The organism is Geobacillus thermopakistaniensis (assembly GCF_000498995.1).
GTDB lineage: Bacteria > Bacillota > Bacilli > Bacillales > Anoxybacillaceae > Geobacillus > Geobacillus thermoleovorans.
This window is the reverse complement of record NZ_AYSF01000043.1, coordinates 36307-51818: the sequence shown is the minus strand read 5'-3', so window position 1 is coordinate 51818 and position 15512 is coordinate 36307. Positions and strand designations below refer to the sequence as shown.

The window sequence follows — 15512 nt, the reverse complement described above, 5'->3', positions numbered from 1 at the left end:
ACCGCGATTCCAAAAGTAGGCCGAAAAGCGGACGATGGCCCGTCCCAATGCCACGCGCTGCCGCTGCCCGCCGGAGAGCGCTTTCGGTTTGCGGTCCAAATATTGCTCGAGCCCAAGAATGCGCGCCGCCTCGCGGACGCGTTTGTCAATTTCCGCTTTCGGGAATTTGCGCAGTTTTAAACCGAACGCCATGTTGTCATAGACGCTCATATGTGGATACAGAGCGTAGTTTTGGAACACCATGGCGATGTCGCGGTCTTTCGGCGGCACATCGTTCATTCGTTTGCCGTCGATGTAAAGATCGCCTTTGGAAATTTCCTCAAGGCCGGCGATCATCCGCAACGTGGTGGATTTGCCGCAGCCGGACGGGCCGACAAATACGATAAACTCTTTGTCTTGAATATGTAAATTGAAGTCTTTGACGGCGACCACATTGTTGTCGTAAATTTTGTAAATATGATCAAGAATGAGTTCTGCCATAACCATCCTCCTCATCGCCGAAATCGTTTTCTTGCCATTAGTGTATAGAAAAATAGGAACATTCGTAAATGGACGAGGTGCACAAAAAATGCCGCCGATTTTCGGCGACATGACAAAAAAGCGGGGGATTACGAACGGCGCCGGTGCAAGATAGCCAAATAGACGGCTGCCGCCCCTTTGAACCGTTTGATGTCAACACCAGTTTGCTCCGTCCATTTATCGATTCGATATTGCAAACTATTGCGGTGCATATACAGCTTTTTCGCTGCCATCGAGACGTTTAAGTTGCATTGCAAAAACGTCTCCATCGCCCGCACTTCCTCCTCGTCGAATCCGTCAAGAAACGAGAGGGTCCGGCGGGCTTTCTCACTGACTGCTCCTTCTTCAAAGAGCGGAAGCGGAATGACGTCTTCCCATTCGTACACCGTTCGTTTCGGCCAAAAGCGCCGAGCGGCGGAAAAACACTCTTTTTCAAGGAGAAACGATTCATATAGCCGTTCATCGACGGAGCGGATTGGGCCGATCAATAAATGAATGGCAGTATAAAAATCAGCGGCGAGCGCCTCAGCCATGTCCGCTAACGAAGGCGGCTCCGTCGTCCGCTTTTGTTTCGCTTCGACGATCAGCCCGCGCCGATCTTGTTCCCAGACGATGGCAACCGGGGAGGAAAATAAGCCGCGAACAGCGTCAGCAAACTCCTCTTTGTTGGCGATCGGCCGGCTGGCTGTAAAATGAATGAACCGGCAATACGGAGCAGCGAGCCGAGCGAGCGCGGCTGGGTCGCCGGTTGCCATCCATCGTTTCCATGCCCGCTCCTCTTCGCTTTCCGGTTCGCGTCGGCGCTCGGCGGGGGTGAAAAAAAGCGCCAGCAATCGCCGCTCCTGCTCTGTCAATCGATGCTTGGCGATGCCGATCTCATCGCCATCGGCGGTATAAAACCATTCGTAATCTTCGGGGTGTTCCGGCTGACCGTTGATGACGATGTCCCCTTCATAAAGCGATTCGAGCTCTTTTAGCATCGCGGCGCACCACTTTCCGTCAAGGATGATGTCACGCCGAAGAGGAATCGGCGTTGTTTTCATTATACCAAATCTCCGCGAATGGAAAGAAAGACAATGGATGAAAGCGGGAAAGCCGCAGGATGAACGGGCGGCTTGGCCAACAGCGGTCGTTTCGAACGATCCCTGCCTAACGCATTAGCGGAGAGGCTTCATAAAACAAAAGGCCGACTTTCCCGAGGCGGGAAAATCGGCTCCGTTTACTGGCCGGCTTCGTACGGCGGCTCTTCTTTGACAAGATCGCGCGCTTCCTCAATGTTGACGTCATCGCCGTGGCCGTACACAGCACCTCCGGCCATCCCTTCGTTGATCATGCGGTCGATGTCCATATAGTATTCATCGCGTCCTTCGTACAATGAATCCCGGCGCTCGGCTTCATTTCGTTCCATCATCTCGCTCCTTCCTCTCATCGTTTTTCCTAAAGTTTGTCCAAAAGAGGCATACGCTATCCATGCCATTCATATGGATGAAAGAGGACAAGCGGGAAGAAAGGGGCGGCACGCGATGATCATGCTGATCAAAAAATTGCTCGAAACAACCGCCGCGGCGGAAGAAAAAGCCCGGCAGCTCGCTGAGATGGAAACGGATGAGGCATGGGCGGTCTATTTGGCTGAAGCCGAGCGGCAGCGTAAACTTTGGCAATACGTGCATTATTTAGTTGCTGGGGCTAACGCCGACGGTCGAGCGGAAAGAGAGCAAAGCAAAGCAGGCGCACCTCGTTGTGATCTCTTGCAAGCCATGGCGGCGGCTGAGTGGGAAAAAGCGATGTTATGCCAGAACGTCTGCCAAAGCTTAAATGGAGCCGCCAAACAAGCGGTTGATGCTGTGTTCCGCCAGGCGCTTCGCTACAGCGGCCAGTTTCTAGCTATGGCGTACGATGAGCGAGCTCGGCAAACAGCTGATTGAGCCTCTCAAGCCGCCGTGCCTCAATCTCCGGCTCATCAAACACCATCGGCTTGGCGTTGATTTCATAAATGTAAAGCTGCTGTTCGCTTCCGACGCCGATGTCGGCGGAAAACTCGCCGACAAAGCCAAACCGTTCGCCAAGGCGTGCGCCGCTCAAGGCAATAAGCCGCTCGAGCGCCGCTTCATCGATGCGTTCCTTGACTTCTTTGTACGGGAGGATGGTTCCGCCATGAAACACATGGGTCGTCACTGACTCGACGTCGGCCGAACGAACACCGATGCCGGTGATCGTATGGCGGCCGTTGTGCCAATGGGCGAGCACGCGCAAATCGTAGCGGCGTCCATTCCACTCGTCCGTTTCAGCCAATGCTTGGGCGATGTAGCGGCCGGACTGAATGAGTGATGCGAGCGCATCGAGCGAGCAGAACCGTTTTTGGCCGCCCGGATATTCGCAAATGGCTTCCGTCTCTGACAAGGCGGTGAGACGAAACAGCCCCATTCCTCTGGCGCCGTCATCCCGCTTCAAGTAAATGCAGCTGTATTGGCGGAGCCAAGCGCGAAGATCGGTCGCTGTTTGGACAGGCGCCGTCGGCAATAGATGCGGCCAGAGCCGGCGGTCGGACCGCAGCGCGTCATAAACGTCCGATTTGCGGAAAAAAGAGCGGTTGACAAGTGGAACGCCATGGGCGCTCAACTGGGCAGCCGCCGTTTGAAACGGCTCGCTTTCTTCTTCTTCGCGGCTTTTTACTCGATTGTAGACGACATCGGGCAGTGGAGCGGCCGCTTCGATGAAACGATGAAGCGTCGGAACGAATAGATATCCGGAGACCGTTTTCTCTCCGATGCCGGCGGCCGCACTGACGACGGAGATGCCGCCGGCTTTGTGGATGGAGCGGATGACGGTTTCAAGCCACGGCTTTTTCCCAGCCAGCAAAGCGGAAAGGGACGAGGCGCTGATCAGCACGCCGACGAGCGGTCCCACCCGTCCATCTTGCTCGCGGACGGGAAAGACGAGATCGGGAAGGACAGCGGCGGGAGCAACCCAGCCGCTGCCGAATCGATAAGGGCCGCCCGGACTGTTGCACACCCACTCGCCGGTGTCAGGACGGTAGCCGATCGTCAGCATGGCCAAAGCGCCTCGGGTTCGGTGATGGCTGTTTTGCTGAGGTGGACGGCGTAAGCGAGCGGCAACCGCGCTGTTCGTTCGTCTGCGTCCTTTAATTTTGGATGCTTAAAAATCGACCGTCCGGGTTTGGAATTGGCTTCAAACATCCAAATCCTTCCTTGTTGGTCAACACCAAGGTCAAAACCGATTTCGCCGATCAACGTTTCTGATGCTTCATCAAGGCAACGGCTGAGCGTAAGGGCGGCGTCAGAAAGACGGGCGAGCATGATTTCGCGCTCGGCGGCATCCGGGAAAATTTCTTCCAGCGTTTTGACGATGCCTCCGCTGTTCATATGGGTCGTGATGCTTTGTTTTCCAGCGATTTTGGCGGCGATGGCGCTCACTTGCCATATGCCGTGTTCGTTTTTGTTAACGTGAACGCGGAAATCAGCCGGTCGGCCGTTGACGGCAAGAAGCGGAACCGCTTGTTGGATGACATAGCGGTGAAGCGGCGCATGGGCGAGCAAATGATGCCACACCGCCATGGCGGTGGGAAACAGCACTGTTTGTATTTCTCCGCTTTCATCGCGGAACCGGCATTCATAGGCGTTTTTTTTCGCTAAATGATAAATGCCGCGGCCGAGGCTGCCGTCGGCCGGCTTGATGTACGCTTCACGGTAGCGGGCAAGAAACTGCTCAATGGTGTGCTGCGTCACGTGGGCGGACGTCGCCGGCAAATACGGCTGCGCCTTCGGATGGGCAGCGAGCCGGCGGTAAATGTCCCATTTGTTGAAAAAACACCCGTTAAAGATCGGGATGCCGTAGGTGGTTTGCAGCGTCTTCGTCATCGTTTGAAACGTTTCCTCCTTTTCGACGCGCCGGTTTGGCAGCCGGTTGTAAACGACATTCGGCAACGGCACCGTATGGCGTTCCCAGCCGCGCTCTGTGTAAAAATAGCCGTTCGTCATGCCGTTTTCCCAGTCAATATGGGGCGCGCCAAACAAAAAGGCAAATCCGCCGACTTGCTTTTCTTGCGCCAGCAACTTGGCAAAAAAGAAGCTCCGGCTGCCGACCGGGCGGTGGAGCGACTTTGTGAATCCGGCGGTCAAAATGCCGACAAGCGGCCCGAAGTGAACAGCTTCATCGGTCAAAAAGACATGAACGTCAGCGGCAAATGGGATCGACAAGCATCGGGCAACGTCATGCGCCACAATCACACGGTCGACAAGACGGGGGGAAGAAATGACCCGGCATGGGGTGACAAGGCTGCCGAACGCGGCTGATGTTTGCCTAGATGCTTGGAGCGTGGCGGGAAGAATCACCGTATTTGTTTGTTGTTCGTCAATGATCAACGTGTAGGTCATTGGCTTTTCCTCCTCTGGCCAAAAACAAGCAATACCGAAGCGGCGCTTCGTACAGTTCGTTTTGTTGCTCCGGGGGCAGAAGATGCGCCACTTTTCTCCCCGGCTTGGAATTGACATCCAAAATCCACACCGCCCCGTTGTCGGTTGCACCAAGATCCAAGCCGATTTCAAACAAAGGACCGAACGTGTGATCCATATAAACTGGCAGCGTGCGGATGATCGTCTCAACGCCATCGAGCACGAAGAGACGTTTTGAAGAGGAAAGGCGGTCGAGCCACTCGGAAAACGGACGAATGTCCGCGCCGGCGCGGACGTTGGCCACCCATGCCCCCGGTCGGCCGACTCGCACGGCCCGCACCCGCTCCACCCAGCGTCCGTTTTCATCCTTTTGCAAAAGAATGCGGAGGTCAAACGGTTCACCCTCCGGGGTCGATAGCTGAAGCAATGGCTGCAGGACATACTCGCCGCGGCGGCTCCAAGAGGCGAGGAGCTGTTCCAGCTCGCTTCGGCGGGCAATGACGGCCTGTTCTTGACCGTGACTGTCTTGGACGGACAGCGCCTTCCCTTTCTTTTGAAAGATGCAAATACCGCGTCCTCCGGAGCCGTGCACCGGCTTGGCGATGGCGGCTTGTTCGCGGCGGAGAAGCGCAAGCACATCATCGGCGCGCTCAAGCCGGACAGTCGGAGGCACGTATGCGGACAAGAGCGGGTGAGAGGAGAGCGCTTCATATACGTCCCATTTGCCCGGCAGGCCATAGCCTAAAAACGTGAGGTCAGGCCGCTGCTTCAACCAGTTCATAATCGGTTTTGCTTTTTTGGACCGCTCATCATTGCCGTAAAAGCAGCGGTCATATAAAAATGGCGGAATGGCAAAGACGGCGTTTGTCCATTCGTTCGTTTCCTCTTGAAAGAGAAAGCCGCGGACGTTTTCCGTCTGCGGATCGATGCCAAGCGGCGAAAAGCGGCAGACGGAAATGCCGTAGCGTCTGGCGCATTTCGCCACCTCAGTGCAATACGTGTGGTCTTGCTGTTCGTCAAGGGTGACAAAACCGAGTGAAAGCAAAACGGTTCACTCCTTTTCCTCCATCAATGTCAAACTATAGTCGATGATCGCCTTCGCCGACGGGCGGACCGATTGGTAGGAAGCGGCCATATCCGTCTGTTTCGACGGCTTCGTATTCACCTCGATGATCCACGGCTGGCCATGGATGTCAATGGCAAGATCAACGCCAAACTCTCCATACAGTCCCTCCGCTTCCGAGGCGAGAACGGCGGCGGATTCCAGTGCGATTTCTTTCAGAAGCTGTTTTTGCTGGAACGCGTCAGCTCTCGTATACCACTTCCGCAAGACATCATTGACCGCCATCAGTTCTCCGCCGCGGGCAAGGTTAGCGACAAACTGATCGGGCGGCGCTACGCGGGCGACGGCGGAAGTGACGCGCCAATCATTGTGGCGGGCGCGATGACAAAGCAGGCGAAAATCGACCGGGCGGCCGTCGAGGGTGCGAAGCTCAAGCCCTTGTTGGATGATCATCGGCGTTCGGATTTGTTGCCGCAAAGCGGAAGCTAAAGCGTCCATCGAACGATATACGGCCGTTGAAGCGGAAGTGGAATGGCGAAGACAAATTCCGTCGTCCGAATGTTGGAGGCAGAAAATCCCTCGCCCTTGGCTGCCATAGATCGGCTTGAGAAAGACGGATGGGAAAGCGTCAAGGAACGCCTCAAGCGTATGTTGACCGCTCCAGAGCGCCGTTTTCGGCAAGTGCGGGTGCAAGTACTCGTGCCGCTCAAAATGGCAGTGCACTTCCCATTTATGCAAAAAGCGATGGTTGAACATCATCCCGTTTTCTTCGGCAAGCCGAGCGAGCAGCTCGGCAAACAAAGGGGAGCGTTCGAGCTTGCGCGAGTGAAGGCGATTGTAAACGACATCGGCTGGAGGCACGTCCCGCTTGCCCCATCCGCTTTCGGTCCACTGATAGCCGACTCCCTCTAAGTAAAGCGCCGGCGAGGACACGTAAAAAAAGAGACCACGCTTTCTAGCATATGCCGCCAATTCCTCGCAAAAATGATGGATGGATCCAAAGGCAGCCCGTTCACTTGTTTCATTGATTTCCGTCAGCACAGCCATCGTTCGTTGTTTGCTCATCGCAGTCCCTCATTTGCGCATTCGTCAGGCAAGCTCTATAATGAACAATTAGGCAAACGTTTATATCGCCATCGTATGATGACGGACGCCGTTTGGTGACAGCGGCGGGGACGGAAGGAGAAGAGGATGGAAACGTTCGTTTATTTGCTGTTTATGGTGGCGGTCGGGGCGCTCATTGGCGGGGTGACGAATTTTATCGCCATCGTGATGCTGTTTCGCCCATATGAGCCGATGTACGTGTTTGGAAAACGGCTGCCGTTTACGCCGGGATTGATTCCAAAGCGGCGGCGGGAGCTGGCCGAACAGCTCGGGAAAACGGTCGTGGAGCATTTGGTGACGCCGGAAGGATTGCGGCGCAAACTCATGGATCCGTCCTTTACGGCCGAGATGGCCGAGTGGGGGCGGGAATGGCTTCGAAAGTGGCTTGCGCGCAAAGAAACGCCGGCTGAGTTGCTTGAACGCCTCGGTATTCGCTCTCCCGCCGAGCGGCTCGAAGCGATGGCGGCCGAGCAAGCTGAGCGAGCGTATGAACGGTGGAGCGAAACGTGGCGTCTGCGGCCGATACGCGATGTATTGCCAGCGGAGTTGAAGCAGACGATGGAAGCGCGCGTCGAAAGTCTAGCGGGTTATTTGGCCGACAGGACGCTTGACTACTTTCGCAGCGAGGAGGGAAAGCAGCAGATTTCCAGCATGATCGAGCGTTTTTTCCAAGAGCGCGGGATGGTTGGAAATATGCTGCAGATGTTGCTTGGCAATGTCAATTTCGTCGATAAGGTGCAGGCGGAGCTCGGTAAATTTTTGCGCCATGCTGGCACAAGAGAGGTGCTCTCCCGCCTTCTTTGGACGGAGTGGAACAAATGGTTGGACTATCCGCTCGCAACCGTGGAAGAGATGATCGGCCGCCGGCGCATCGATGAAGCAGTGCGGTCGGCTGCCCGCCGCTTGGTGCAAAGCGGCGGCTGGCTGCATCGCCCGCTTGATGAGCTGATCGCTCCGTACGGGCAACCATTGTTTGACCGCCTCATCCCGCAGGCGGCGGCAACGGTCAGTTGCCTGTTAAGCGACAAAATCGAGGCGATTGTTGCACAGCTTGGGTTGGCGGATATTGTCCGCGACCAAGTGGAGTCGTTTTCATTACGACGATTGGAAGCGATCATTTTATCGATCGCCCGCCGTGAACTAAAGATGATTACGTATTTGGGCGCTTTGCTTGGCGGGCTGATCGGCGCCGTTCAAGGTGTCATTGGCTTATGGCTGTAGGCTGTGGCATATCGCCGCCAGATGGCGCATACGTTAGAACGTGAACGATATTCGTATAGGAGGCTCTTTTTATGTCTGAACCCCTTCATGCGCTCGCTAGACAGCTTGAGCAGGCGATTCGGGCGAGCGAGCCGTTTCAGCAGCTGAAACGGGCATACGAAGATGTCCGCCGAGATGAAACCGCCTATCGAATGTTCGCGAATGTCCGCGACATCCAGCTTCAGCTCCATGAAAAACAGATGCGCGGGGCGGCCATTTTGCCTGATGAAATCGAACAGGCGCAAAAGGCGATGGCGCTCGCCCAGCAAAACGAGAAACTCGCCCGCCTGATGGCGCTCGAGCAGCAAATGAGCATGACCATTGCCGAGGTTCAGCAAATCGCCATGAAGCCGCTTGAGGAGTTGCACCGTTCATTCATGGAAGGAAGATAGGAAAAACACCCGGTCGGGTGTTCTTTTTTTGTCCGTTTCGTCATAGTCATGAAAATGATAAGGAATGCAAAGCCGCCGCCAGCTTGCTGGCGGCGGCAAGAGAGGTTGAGACGGACAAAAGGGGGAGACAGCCGTGTATAAGCTGTTGGCGCTCAACATTGACGGAACGATTTTAAAAAACAACGGCCGCCTGCCGCGCGAAACAAAAGAGGCGGTCGACTATGTGAAGAAAAAAGGAGTTTATGTTACGTTAATCACGAGCCGCAATTTGCTTTCCGCCCGCAAAGTGGCGAAAGCGCTGCGGCTTGATGGGATGCTCATTGCATTCCAAGGAGCGATGATTGCCAGAACGCTTGATGATAGGCTGTTTGACGCCGTGATCCCTGAGGAGCGGACGTTTAATATCGTGCAAATTTTGGAAAACTTCAACTGCAACATCCGCCTCATGCATGAGCGGTATTCGCTCGGCAATCGGAAGAAAGTGAAGAAAAACCTTGTCGTGCAAACGGTTCTCTCCTCAAGCGACCCGTTTTTCTATCCGACCCAATTTGTCGATTCACTTGGCGATGTGCTGATCGACGAACCGATCGCTGTGCCGAAAATTGATGTATATTTTGCTACAGACGAAGAGAGGGATGCAGCGGCCGCTTTATTGACGAAATCGATTCCGTCCATTGATATGATTATGCAGCCAAACGGAAAAATGGAAATTGTCCCGCAAGGAGTGTCTAAACTCGCGGGGTTGCGCCGGCTGGCTCAACATATCGGCGTATCGTTGAAAGAAACGGTGATGATCGGTGACGGCCTTGACGATTTGCCGGCGATTGAAGCGGCTGGGCTCGGCGTCGCCATGGGGAACGCACCGCTTGAGGTGAAGCGGGCGGCCGACTGGGTGACGCGTTCGAACGAACAGCTCGGCGTCGCCTACATGGTGAAAGAACATTTCCGCAAACAGCAACGGATCGAGTTTTTGCAAAAACTCAAAACGAAACAGTAAGCAGCTTGAACGGGGAGCGAACCGTGAGCGGACAACTGGCGCTTGCCGTTTTCACGAAAATCATAAAAATGAGGCCGGAGCGAATGCCCGGCTTTTTTAATCTAGTTGGCCGGGCGAGAGTCATTTCCATAAAGTCGGCGGCAAAGGTGCATTCTTCCGCTTGACGAAGGAAACAGCCGTTCAGTACACTGAAAGAAGTTTGAAAGAAAAGGTGATGAACGTGCGGATCGAAATTCAAGGACTGCCGCATCCGGAACGGTTTCAGCGCCCGCTCGAAGTGATGACCGAGCTGTTCTTCGAAGCGCCGGAGCTGTCGCTCGCGCCGCTTCCCGAGGCCGATATGGCCGTTATGTTTTCCGTCAAGAAAGACGGGTGCATCGCTGTTTCTGGGACGCTTCTCGACAAGACGTCCGGGCGCGTTGAGGAAGCGAGTCATGAATGCAGCACGCCGGCGGATGCTGACGGGAAAACGTACGAAAAACAGCTGAAAAACGCCGTTTTGCATGTCTATTTGACGTTGCTTGAGCGTTCTACCGGCCTCATTCAGCCGTGGGGCGTGCTGACCGGCGTTCGTCCGGTCAAGCTGCTTCATCAGCTTTTGCGCTCAGGCCTTTCGAAAGAAGAGGCGCACCGGAAGCTGGCTGAAGAGTATTTAGTGACAAACGAAAAAATCGAATTAATGCAAGCGATCGTGGATCGTCAGCTCACGGTCGTTCCGGATTTATACGATTTGGCCCACGAAGTGAGCATCTATATCGGCATTCCATTTTGCCCAACGAAATGCGCCTATTGCACATTTCCGGCGTACGCCATCAACGGCCGCCAAGGGTCGGTCGACGCCTTTTTGGCCGGCCTTCATTACGAAATGGAGGCGGTCGGCCGCTTTTTGCGCGAGCGCGGCATCCGCATCACAACGATTTACTATGGCGGCGGGACGCCGACGAGCATTACGGCCGACGAGATGGACCGGCTGTACGCTCATATGTATGACGTATTTCCAGACGTCGACCGCGTCCGCGAAATCACGGTCGAAGCCGGGCGTCCGGATACGATTACGCCGGAGAAGCTCGAAGTGTTGAAAAAGTGGCGGATCGACCGCATCAGCATTAACCCGCAATCCTACATTCAGGAGACGTTAAAAGCGATCGGGCGCCATCATACGGTCGAAGAGACGATCCACAAGTTTCATTTAGCAAGGCAAATGGGTATGAACAACATTAATATGGATTTAATCATCGGACTGCCCGGCGAGGGTCTGGCGGAATTTACGCATACGCTCGCCGAGACGGAGCGGCTCATGCCGGAATCGCTCACCATCCACACGCTGTCATTTAAACGGGCGTCGGAAATGACAAAGAACAAACAAAAGTACAAAGTCGCCAGCCGCGAGGAAGTGCAGGCGATGATGAAGGCTGCCCAAGAATGGACAAAGGAACACGGTTATGTCCCTTACTATTTGTATCGACAAAAAAACATTCTCGGCAACCTTGAAAACGTCGGCTACGCGCTGCCAGGTCAAGAGAGCATATACAACATTATGATCATGGAAGAGCAGCAGTCGATCATCGGCCTTGGCTGCGGGGCATCAAGCAAGTTTGTCGATCCGAAAACGCGGAAAATCACCCGCCAGGCGAACCCCAAAGAGCCGAAAGTGTACAACGAGCATTTCGCCGAATATACGGAAGAGAAAATCAATATATTAAAGGAAATATTTGGATAAATAACAACACCCCGGGAACAACCCCGGGGTGTTTTGATTAGCGGTGAAATAAAATGAGCTTGCCGCTGGCATTGACGCAACGGTGTGTTTTGTCCCAACAGCCGCGCTCGCGCAGCTTTTGTTCACCGATTTTTTTCGCTTCTTCATCATTGGCTGCTTCAAACGTTTCATCGAGCAATTTTTCTCCGTCGCGCTCAAAAGCGGTCAACGTATACATCGGCATGTCACCATCTCCTTTCGCTGAATCATCATTCATTTCTCTTTCATTTAGAGGTTTGATAGGCAAATTCCTGCTTCTGTCTGAAACTTTTTTTGAGACTGCACGTTTTAATAATGTGGATGGAAAATTTGTTTTACGTTGGGGGAATGTGGATGAGTTTAGAGATCATTGAGGTGACGAAACGGTTTGGTCAGGCGACGGCCGTCGACCATTTGACGTTGACGGTTCCAGAAGGGGAGATGTTCGGATTGCTTGGGGCGAACGGAGCGGGAAAAACGACGACCTTTCGCATGATTTTAGGCCTTCTGCTCCCGACGGAAGGGGTGATCCGTTGGCAAGGCGAACCGATTGATTACTCGAAAGGCCATCTGATCGGCTATTTGCCGGAAGAGCGCGGGTTGTACCCGAAGCTGAACGTGCAAGAGCAGCTTTTGTATTTAGGGCGGTTGCGTGGAATGAAGAAGACGGATATTCTTCCAGAAATCGACCGCTGGCTTGAGCGCTTCCATATCCGCGATTATGCCAACAAGCGGGTGGAGGAGCTGTCGAAAGGCAACCAACAAAAAATCCAGTTTATCGCTGCTGTGCTTCATCGACCGAAGCTATTAATCTTGGATGAGCCATTCAGCGGTCTTGATCCGGTGAACGTTGAACTGTTGAAAGAAGCGGTGCTTGATTTAAAACGGAACGGCACGACCATTGTCTTCTCGAGTCATCGGATGGAACATGTGGAAGAGCTGTGCGAACATGTCTGCATTTTGCGCCGCGGCCGCGCGGTGGTGGCTGGAGCGCTGCGTGAACTGAAACGTTCGTTTGGCAAACAAATCCTTGTTATTCAAGGGGACGGGCCGTTTGAAGAATTGGCGCGGTTTCCTGGCGTTTTGCAGTGGAAGAGGACGGCGGAAGGGGTGCGGCTGCAAATCGCCAATGAGGAGACGGCACAAGCGATACTCGGCCATATAGCAGGAAAAGTCGCGGTTCGTCTGTTTGCCTTGGAAGAACCGTCTCTGAATGATATCTTTATTGAAAAAGTAGGTGCGGCGTATGAATAAGTTTTTCCTTGTGGCGGGGCATACGTATGGAACGAAGCTGAGGGCGAAAGCATTTCTTGTGACAACCGCCATCACTTGCCTGTTGATCATCGGGGTGGCCAACATTCAGCCGATCATCGAGTTTTTCACCGGTGATGAAAAGACTCATGTCGCGGTCATTGACCGCACGGGATCTTTGTACGGTCCGCTTGAGAAGCAGGTAAGCCATGACCAAATCGCGTTGACGAAAATTACGGATATGGAAAACGAAGCGAAAGAAGCAGTCAAAGAAGGCAAATGGGACGGATTGCTCGTATTGTCCATGGATGCGGAAGGATTGCCGGAAGCGGTGTATTATGCCAATACGATTGTGGACAATCAGACGCCTGACGAACTCAAACGAGCGCTAAGCCAGCTGAAAACAGCGCTTTCAGCCGCTAAGCTCGGCCTGACGGATGAACAAATGGCAGAGCTTTACAAACCGGTTCCGTTCCAAAAGGTGGCATTGGAAAAAAACGCGAAGACGGAAGAGGAGTTGAACCAAGCGCGCGCTCTTGTTTATGTCCTTCTTTTCGCGATGTATATGTTTGTTTTGATGTATGGAGGAATGATTGCGACGGAGGTGGCGACGGAAAAATCGTCGCGCGTGATGGAAATTTTAGTGTCAAGCGTCCCGCCGGTCCAACAGCTGTTTGGCAAAATCATCGGCGTTGCTCTTGTGAGCTTGACGCAATTTTTCGTTTTTTTCGCCGTCGCTTTCGCCGCGTTAAAAACGAGCGGGCAGGAAGTGTGGCGTTTCCTCGGATTTGACCACCTGCCGGCATCGATATTTGTGTATGCACTCGTTTTTTTCTTGCTCGGTTACCTCTTGTATGCGGTGCTATTTGCCGTGCTCGGTTCGCTCGTCAGCCGGGTCGAAGATGTGCAGCCGGCGATTACGCCGGTCATGATGTTGGTTGTCGCTGCATTTATGATCGCGATGTTTGGCTTGAATGCGCCAGAGTCGGCGTTCGTGACCGGCGCCTCGTTTGTTCCCTTTTTCGCTCCGATGCTCATGTTTTTGCGCATCGGCCTCGTTTCCGTGCCGGGGTGGGAAGTGGCGCTTTGCCTTGTGCTTTTAGCGGCGACGATTGCCTTGCTGATCTATTTTGGCGCCAAAGTGTATCGAGGCGGTGTGCTGATGTATGGACGAATGAACATTTTCAAGGATATAAAACGGGCCATTCAGCTAACAAAAAAATAAACAGCGTGACGGGGCGTTTGGGCCAATGTTTCCTTGCCGTTTCGGCAAGGCTTTCTTTTTGCCCTCTAACCGTTATGATATACTAGAAAGTACGTACAGAGAAACGGAGGAGAACGAAGTGGCGAAAGGCATCATCCATTATGAGGTTGGGGAACAAGTTGATCTCTTTTTACTCATCAAATCAGCAACGAAAGGCATCGCCAGCAACGGCAAGCCGTTCTTAACTTTGATTTTGCAAGATAAAAGCGGCGACATTGAAGCCAAACTGTGGGATGTCTCGCCGGATGACGAAGAGCGGTATGTGCCGGAGTGCATCGTCAAAGTGGCGGGAGACATCCATAACTACCGTGGCAAATTGCAGCTGCGCATCCGTTCGATCCGTCCTGCTCATCCGGGCGATGCCGTGCGCATCGATGACTTTTTGGAGAAGGCTCCGCTCGGCCGCGAGGAAATGAAGGCGAAAGTCATGGAATACATATTTGCGATGGAAAATCCAAACATCCAGCGCATTACCCGCTATTTGTTGAAAAAATACGAAAAGGCGTTTTTTGAGTATCCAGCGGCGACGAAAAACCATCATGAATTTATCTCCGGACTGGCGTACCACGTCGTGTCGATGCTCGAGCTCGCCAAGGCGCTCATCCATCTCTATCCGTCGCTCAATAAAGATTTGCTTTATGCCGGCGTCATTTTGCATGACCTTGGCAAAGTGATTGAACTATCCGGTCCGGTATCGGCGGCGTATACGCTTGAAGGAAATTTGCTCGGACACATTTCGATCATGGTGAGCGAGATCAGCAAGGCGGCGGAACAGCTCGGCATTCAAGGTGAAGAAGTTGTCATTTTGCAACATCTTGTGCTCGCGCATCATGGCAAGGCGGAGTGGGGCAGCCCGAAGCCGCCGCTCGTCAAAGAAGCTGAGGTGCTTCATTACATTGACAATTTGGATGCGAAAATTACGATGATCGACCGCGCGCTCGAGAAGGTGAAGCCGGGCGAGTTTACGGAACGCGTTTTTGCCCTTGACAACCGCTCGTTTTACAAACCAGCGTTTTTGTCTGTTTCAAAGCCAAAAAATCCGGGTAGTAAAGAGTAGGGGCGGAAAAAGGGGGGATGATCATGATCGAACCGATCATTGAAATCGTCCCGACGACTCAGTATGAACAGGCGAAAGAAGAGTTGAACGAGCTGCGCCGACAGTGGAAGAAAGCGAAGAAGAAAACAAAGAAGAAGCGAAACGAAGCATAAGCGTTGTCCCTAAGAAAGAGGCGGCTTTCCCGCCTCTTTCTCCATGCATACTGCCCCCTTGTTGCGCGTATAGTGTACTAAGTACAAGACAAGCATACAAGGGGGAATGGCGATGCTCAGTTTGCCTTGGTGGGTGTATTTGGTTGTTGCCGGCATTATTTTCAGCGGCTATATGACCGTAAAAACGGCGGCGCGTGAGCGGGAAATCGACGAAGCATTCATTGAAAAAGAAGGGGAGATTTACATGGAGCGCATCCGAAAGGAGCGCGAGCGGCGGAAACAAGCGAAGTCCTTGCAATAGCA

At 53.6% G+C, this 15512-nt stretch carries 18 protein-coding genes; 10 read left to right on the top strand and 8 right to left on the bottom strand.

The features are described 5' to 3' along the window. The 3 genes from T260_RS130745 to T260_RS130755 form a co-directional block, all read right to left on the bottom strand. Positions 1-480, bottom strand: a 480-nt coding sequence (locus T260_RS130745) for an ABC transporter ATP-binding protein (RefSeq protein ID WP_023633890.1), incomplete at its 3' end; no start/stop codon positions are given. Positions 481-608: 128 nt separating this feature from the next. Then, the gene (locus T260_RS130750) at positions 609-1499 is read right to left on the bottom strand and encodes a PucR family transcriptional regulator (RefSeq protein WP_011230136.1); all 891 of its coding nucleotides are present in this window, start codon (positions 1497-1499) and stop codon (positions 609-611) included. 239 nt (positions 1500-1738) lie between these two features. Beyond that, positions 1739-1927 carry a hypothetical protein gene (locus T260_RS130755; protein WP_011230137.1) on the bottom strand — a complete coding sequence of 63 codons (189 nt, stop codon included), beginning with the start codon at positions 1925-1927 and terminating at the stop codon, positions 1739-1741. A 115-nt stretch (positions 1928-2042) separates the two neighbouring features. Between T260_RS130755 and T260_RS130760 the strand changes: the two genes are divergently transcribed. After that, the gene (locus tag T260_RS130760) at positions 2043-2444 is read left to right on the top strand and encodes a hypothetical protein (RefSeq protein WP_011230138.1); all 402 of its coding nucleotides are present in this window, start codon (positions 2043-2045) and stop codon (positions 2442-2444) included. Here the strand turns inward: T260_RS130760 and T260_RS130765 are convergent. From T260_RS130765 to T260_RS130780, 4 genes are read right to left on the bottom strand one after another with little or no spacing between them, the layout of a single operon-like run. Further along, positions 2404-3570 (bottom strand): YheC/YheD family endospore coat-associated protein, encoded by a 1167-nt coding sequence (locus T260_RS130765; protein WP_011230139.1) that lies wholly within the window; start codon positions 3568-3570, stop codon positions 2404-2406. The two genes, T260_RS130760 and T260_RS130765, sit on opposite strands and share 41 nt — an antisense overlap. After that, positions 3564-4913 carry a YheC/YheD family endospore coat-associated protein gene (locus T260_RS130770; protein ID WP_011230140.1) on the bottom strand — a complete coding sequence of 450 codons (1350 nt, stop codon included), beginning with the start codon at positions 4911-4913 and terminating at the stop codon, positions 3564-3566. The genes T260_RS130765 and T260_RS130770 overlap by 7 nt, the downstream gene beginning before the upstream one ends. Further along, a complete protein-coding gene (locus tag T260_RS130775) occupies positions 4891-5976 on the bottom strand; it encodes a YheC/YheD family endospore coat-associated protein (RefSeq protein ID WP_020278974.1) in 1086 nt (361 codons plus the stop codon). Before T260_RS130775 ends, T260_RS130770 begins: the two co-directional genes overlap by 23 nt. Positions 5977-5982: 6 nt before the next feature. After that, positions 5983-7059: a YheC/YheD family endospore coat-associated protein gene (locus T260_RS130780; protein ID WP_011230142.1), complete on the bottom strand. Its 1077-nt coding sequence runs from the start codon at positions 7057-7059 to the stop codon at positions 5983-5985. A gap of 126 nt (positions 7060-7185) precedes the next feature. On the opposite strand from T260_RS130780, the gene T260_RS130785 reads away from it, so the two are divergent. The 4 genes from T260_RS130785 to T260_RS130800 all read left to right on the top strand — a co-directional run bounded on the left by T260_RS130785 (position 7186) and on the right by T260_RS130800 (position 11467). Further along, entirely contained in the window at positions 7186-8319 is a 1134-nt protein-coding gene (locus tag T260_RS130785) for a DUF445 domain-containing protein (protein ID WP_023633889.1), read from the top strand. A gap of 71 nt (positions 8320-8390) precedes the next feature. Continuing rightward, positions 8391-8750 (top strand): YlbF/YmcA family competence regulator, encoded by a 360-nt coding sequence (locus T260_RS130790; protein ID WP_021322507.1) that lies wholly within the window; start codon positions 8391-8393, stop codon positions 8748-8750. Positions 8751-8883: 133 nt separating this feature from the next. Continuing rightward, positions 8884-9747 (top strand): Cof-type HAD-IIB family hydrolase, encoded by an 864-nt coding sequence (locus tag T260_RS130795; protein WP_011230145.1) that lies wholly within the window; start codon positions 8884-8886, stop codon positions 9745-9747. Positions 9748-9961: 214 nt separating this feature from the next. Then, positions 9962-11467, top strand: coding sequence for a coproporphyrinogen III oxidase (locus T260_RS130800; RefSeq protein WP_020278971.1), 1506 nt, complete (start codon positions 9962-9964; stop codon positions 11465-11467). 37 nt (positions 11468-11504) lie between these two features. On the opposite strand, the gene T260_RS130805 is transcribed toward T260_RS130800, so the two are convergent. Next, positions 11505-11690, bottom strand: a complete 186-nt coding sequence (locus T260_RS130805) for a YhzD family protein (protein ID WP_014194986.1) — start codon at positions 11688-11690, stop codon at positions 11505-11507. Positions 11691-11839: 149 nt separating this feature from the next. On the opposite strand from T260_RS130805, the gene T260_RS130810 reads away from it, so the two are divergent. The 5 genes from T260_RS130810 to T260_RS130830 all read left to right on the top strand — a co-directional run bounded on the left by T260_RS130810 (position 11840) and on the right by T260_RS130830 (position 15510). Then, positions 11840-12739 carry an ABC transporter ATP-binding protein gene (locus tag T260_RS130810; protein WP_023633887.1) on the top strand — a complete coding sequence of 300 codons (900 nt, stop codon included), beginning with the start codon at positions 11840-11842 and terminating at the stop codon, positions 12737-12739. Further along, entirely contained in the window at positions 12732-13961 is a 1230-nt protein-coding gene (locus tag T260_RS130815) for an ABC transporter permease (protein WP_023633886.1), read from the top strand. Before T260_RS130810 ends, T260_RS130815 begins: the two co-directional genes overlap by 8 nt. A gap of 118 nt (positions 13962-14079) precedes the next feature. Continuing rightward, positions 14080-15057, top strand: a complete 978-nt coding sequence (gene yhaM, locus T260_RS130820; protein WP_011230150.1) for a 3'-5' exoribonuclease YhaM — start codon at positions 14080-14082, stop codon at positions 15055-15057. 23 nt (positions 15058-15080) lie between these two features. Next, positions 15081-15209, top strand: coding sequence for a hypothetical protein (locus T260_RS130825; RefSeq protein ID WP_014194989.1), 129 nt, complete (start codon positions 15081-15083; stop codon positions 15207-15209). A 112-nt stretch (positions 15210-15321) separates the two neighbouring features. Further along, positions 15322-15510, top strand: coding sequence for a sporulation YhaL family protein (locus tag T260_RS130830; protein ID WP_011230152.1), 189 nt, complete (start codon positions 15322-15324; stop codon positions 15508-15510). Positions 15511-15512: the final 2 nt, after the last annotated feature.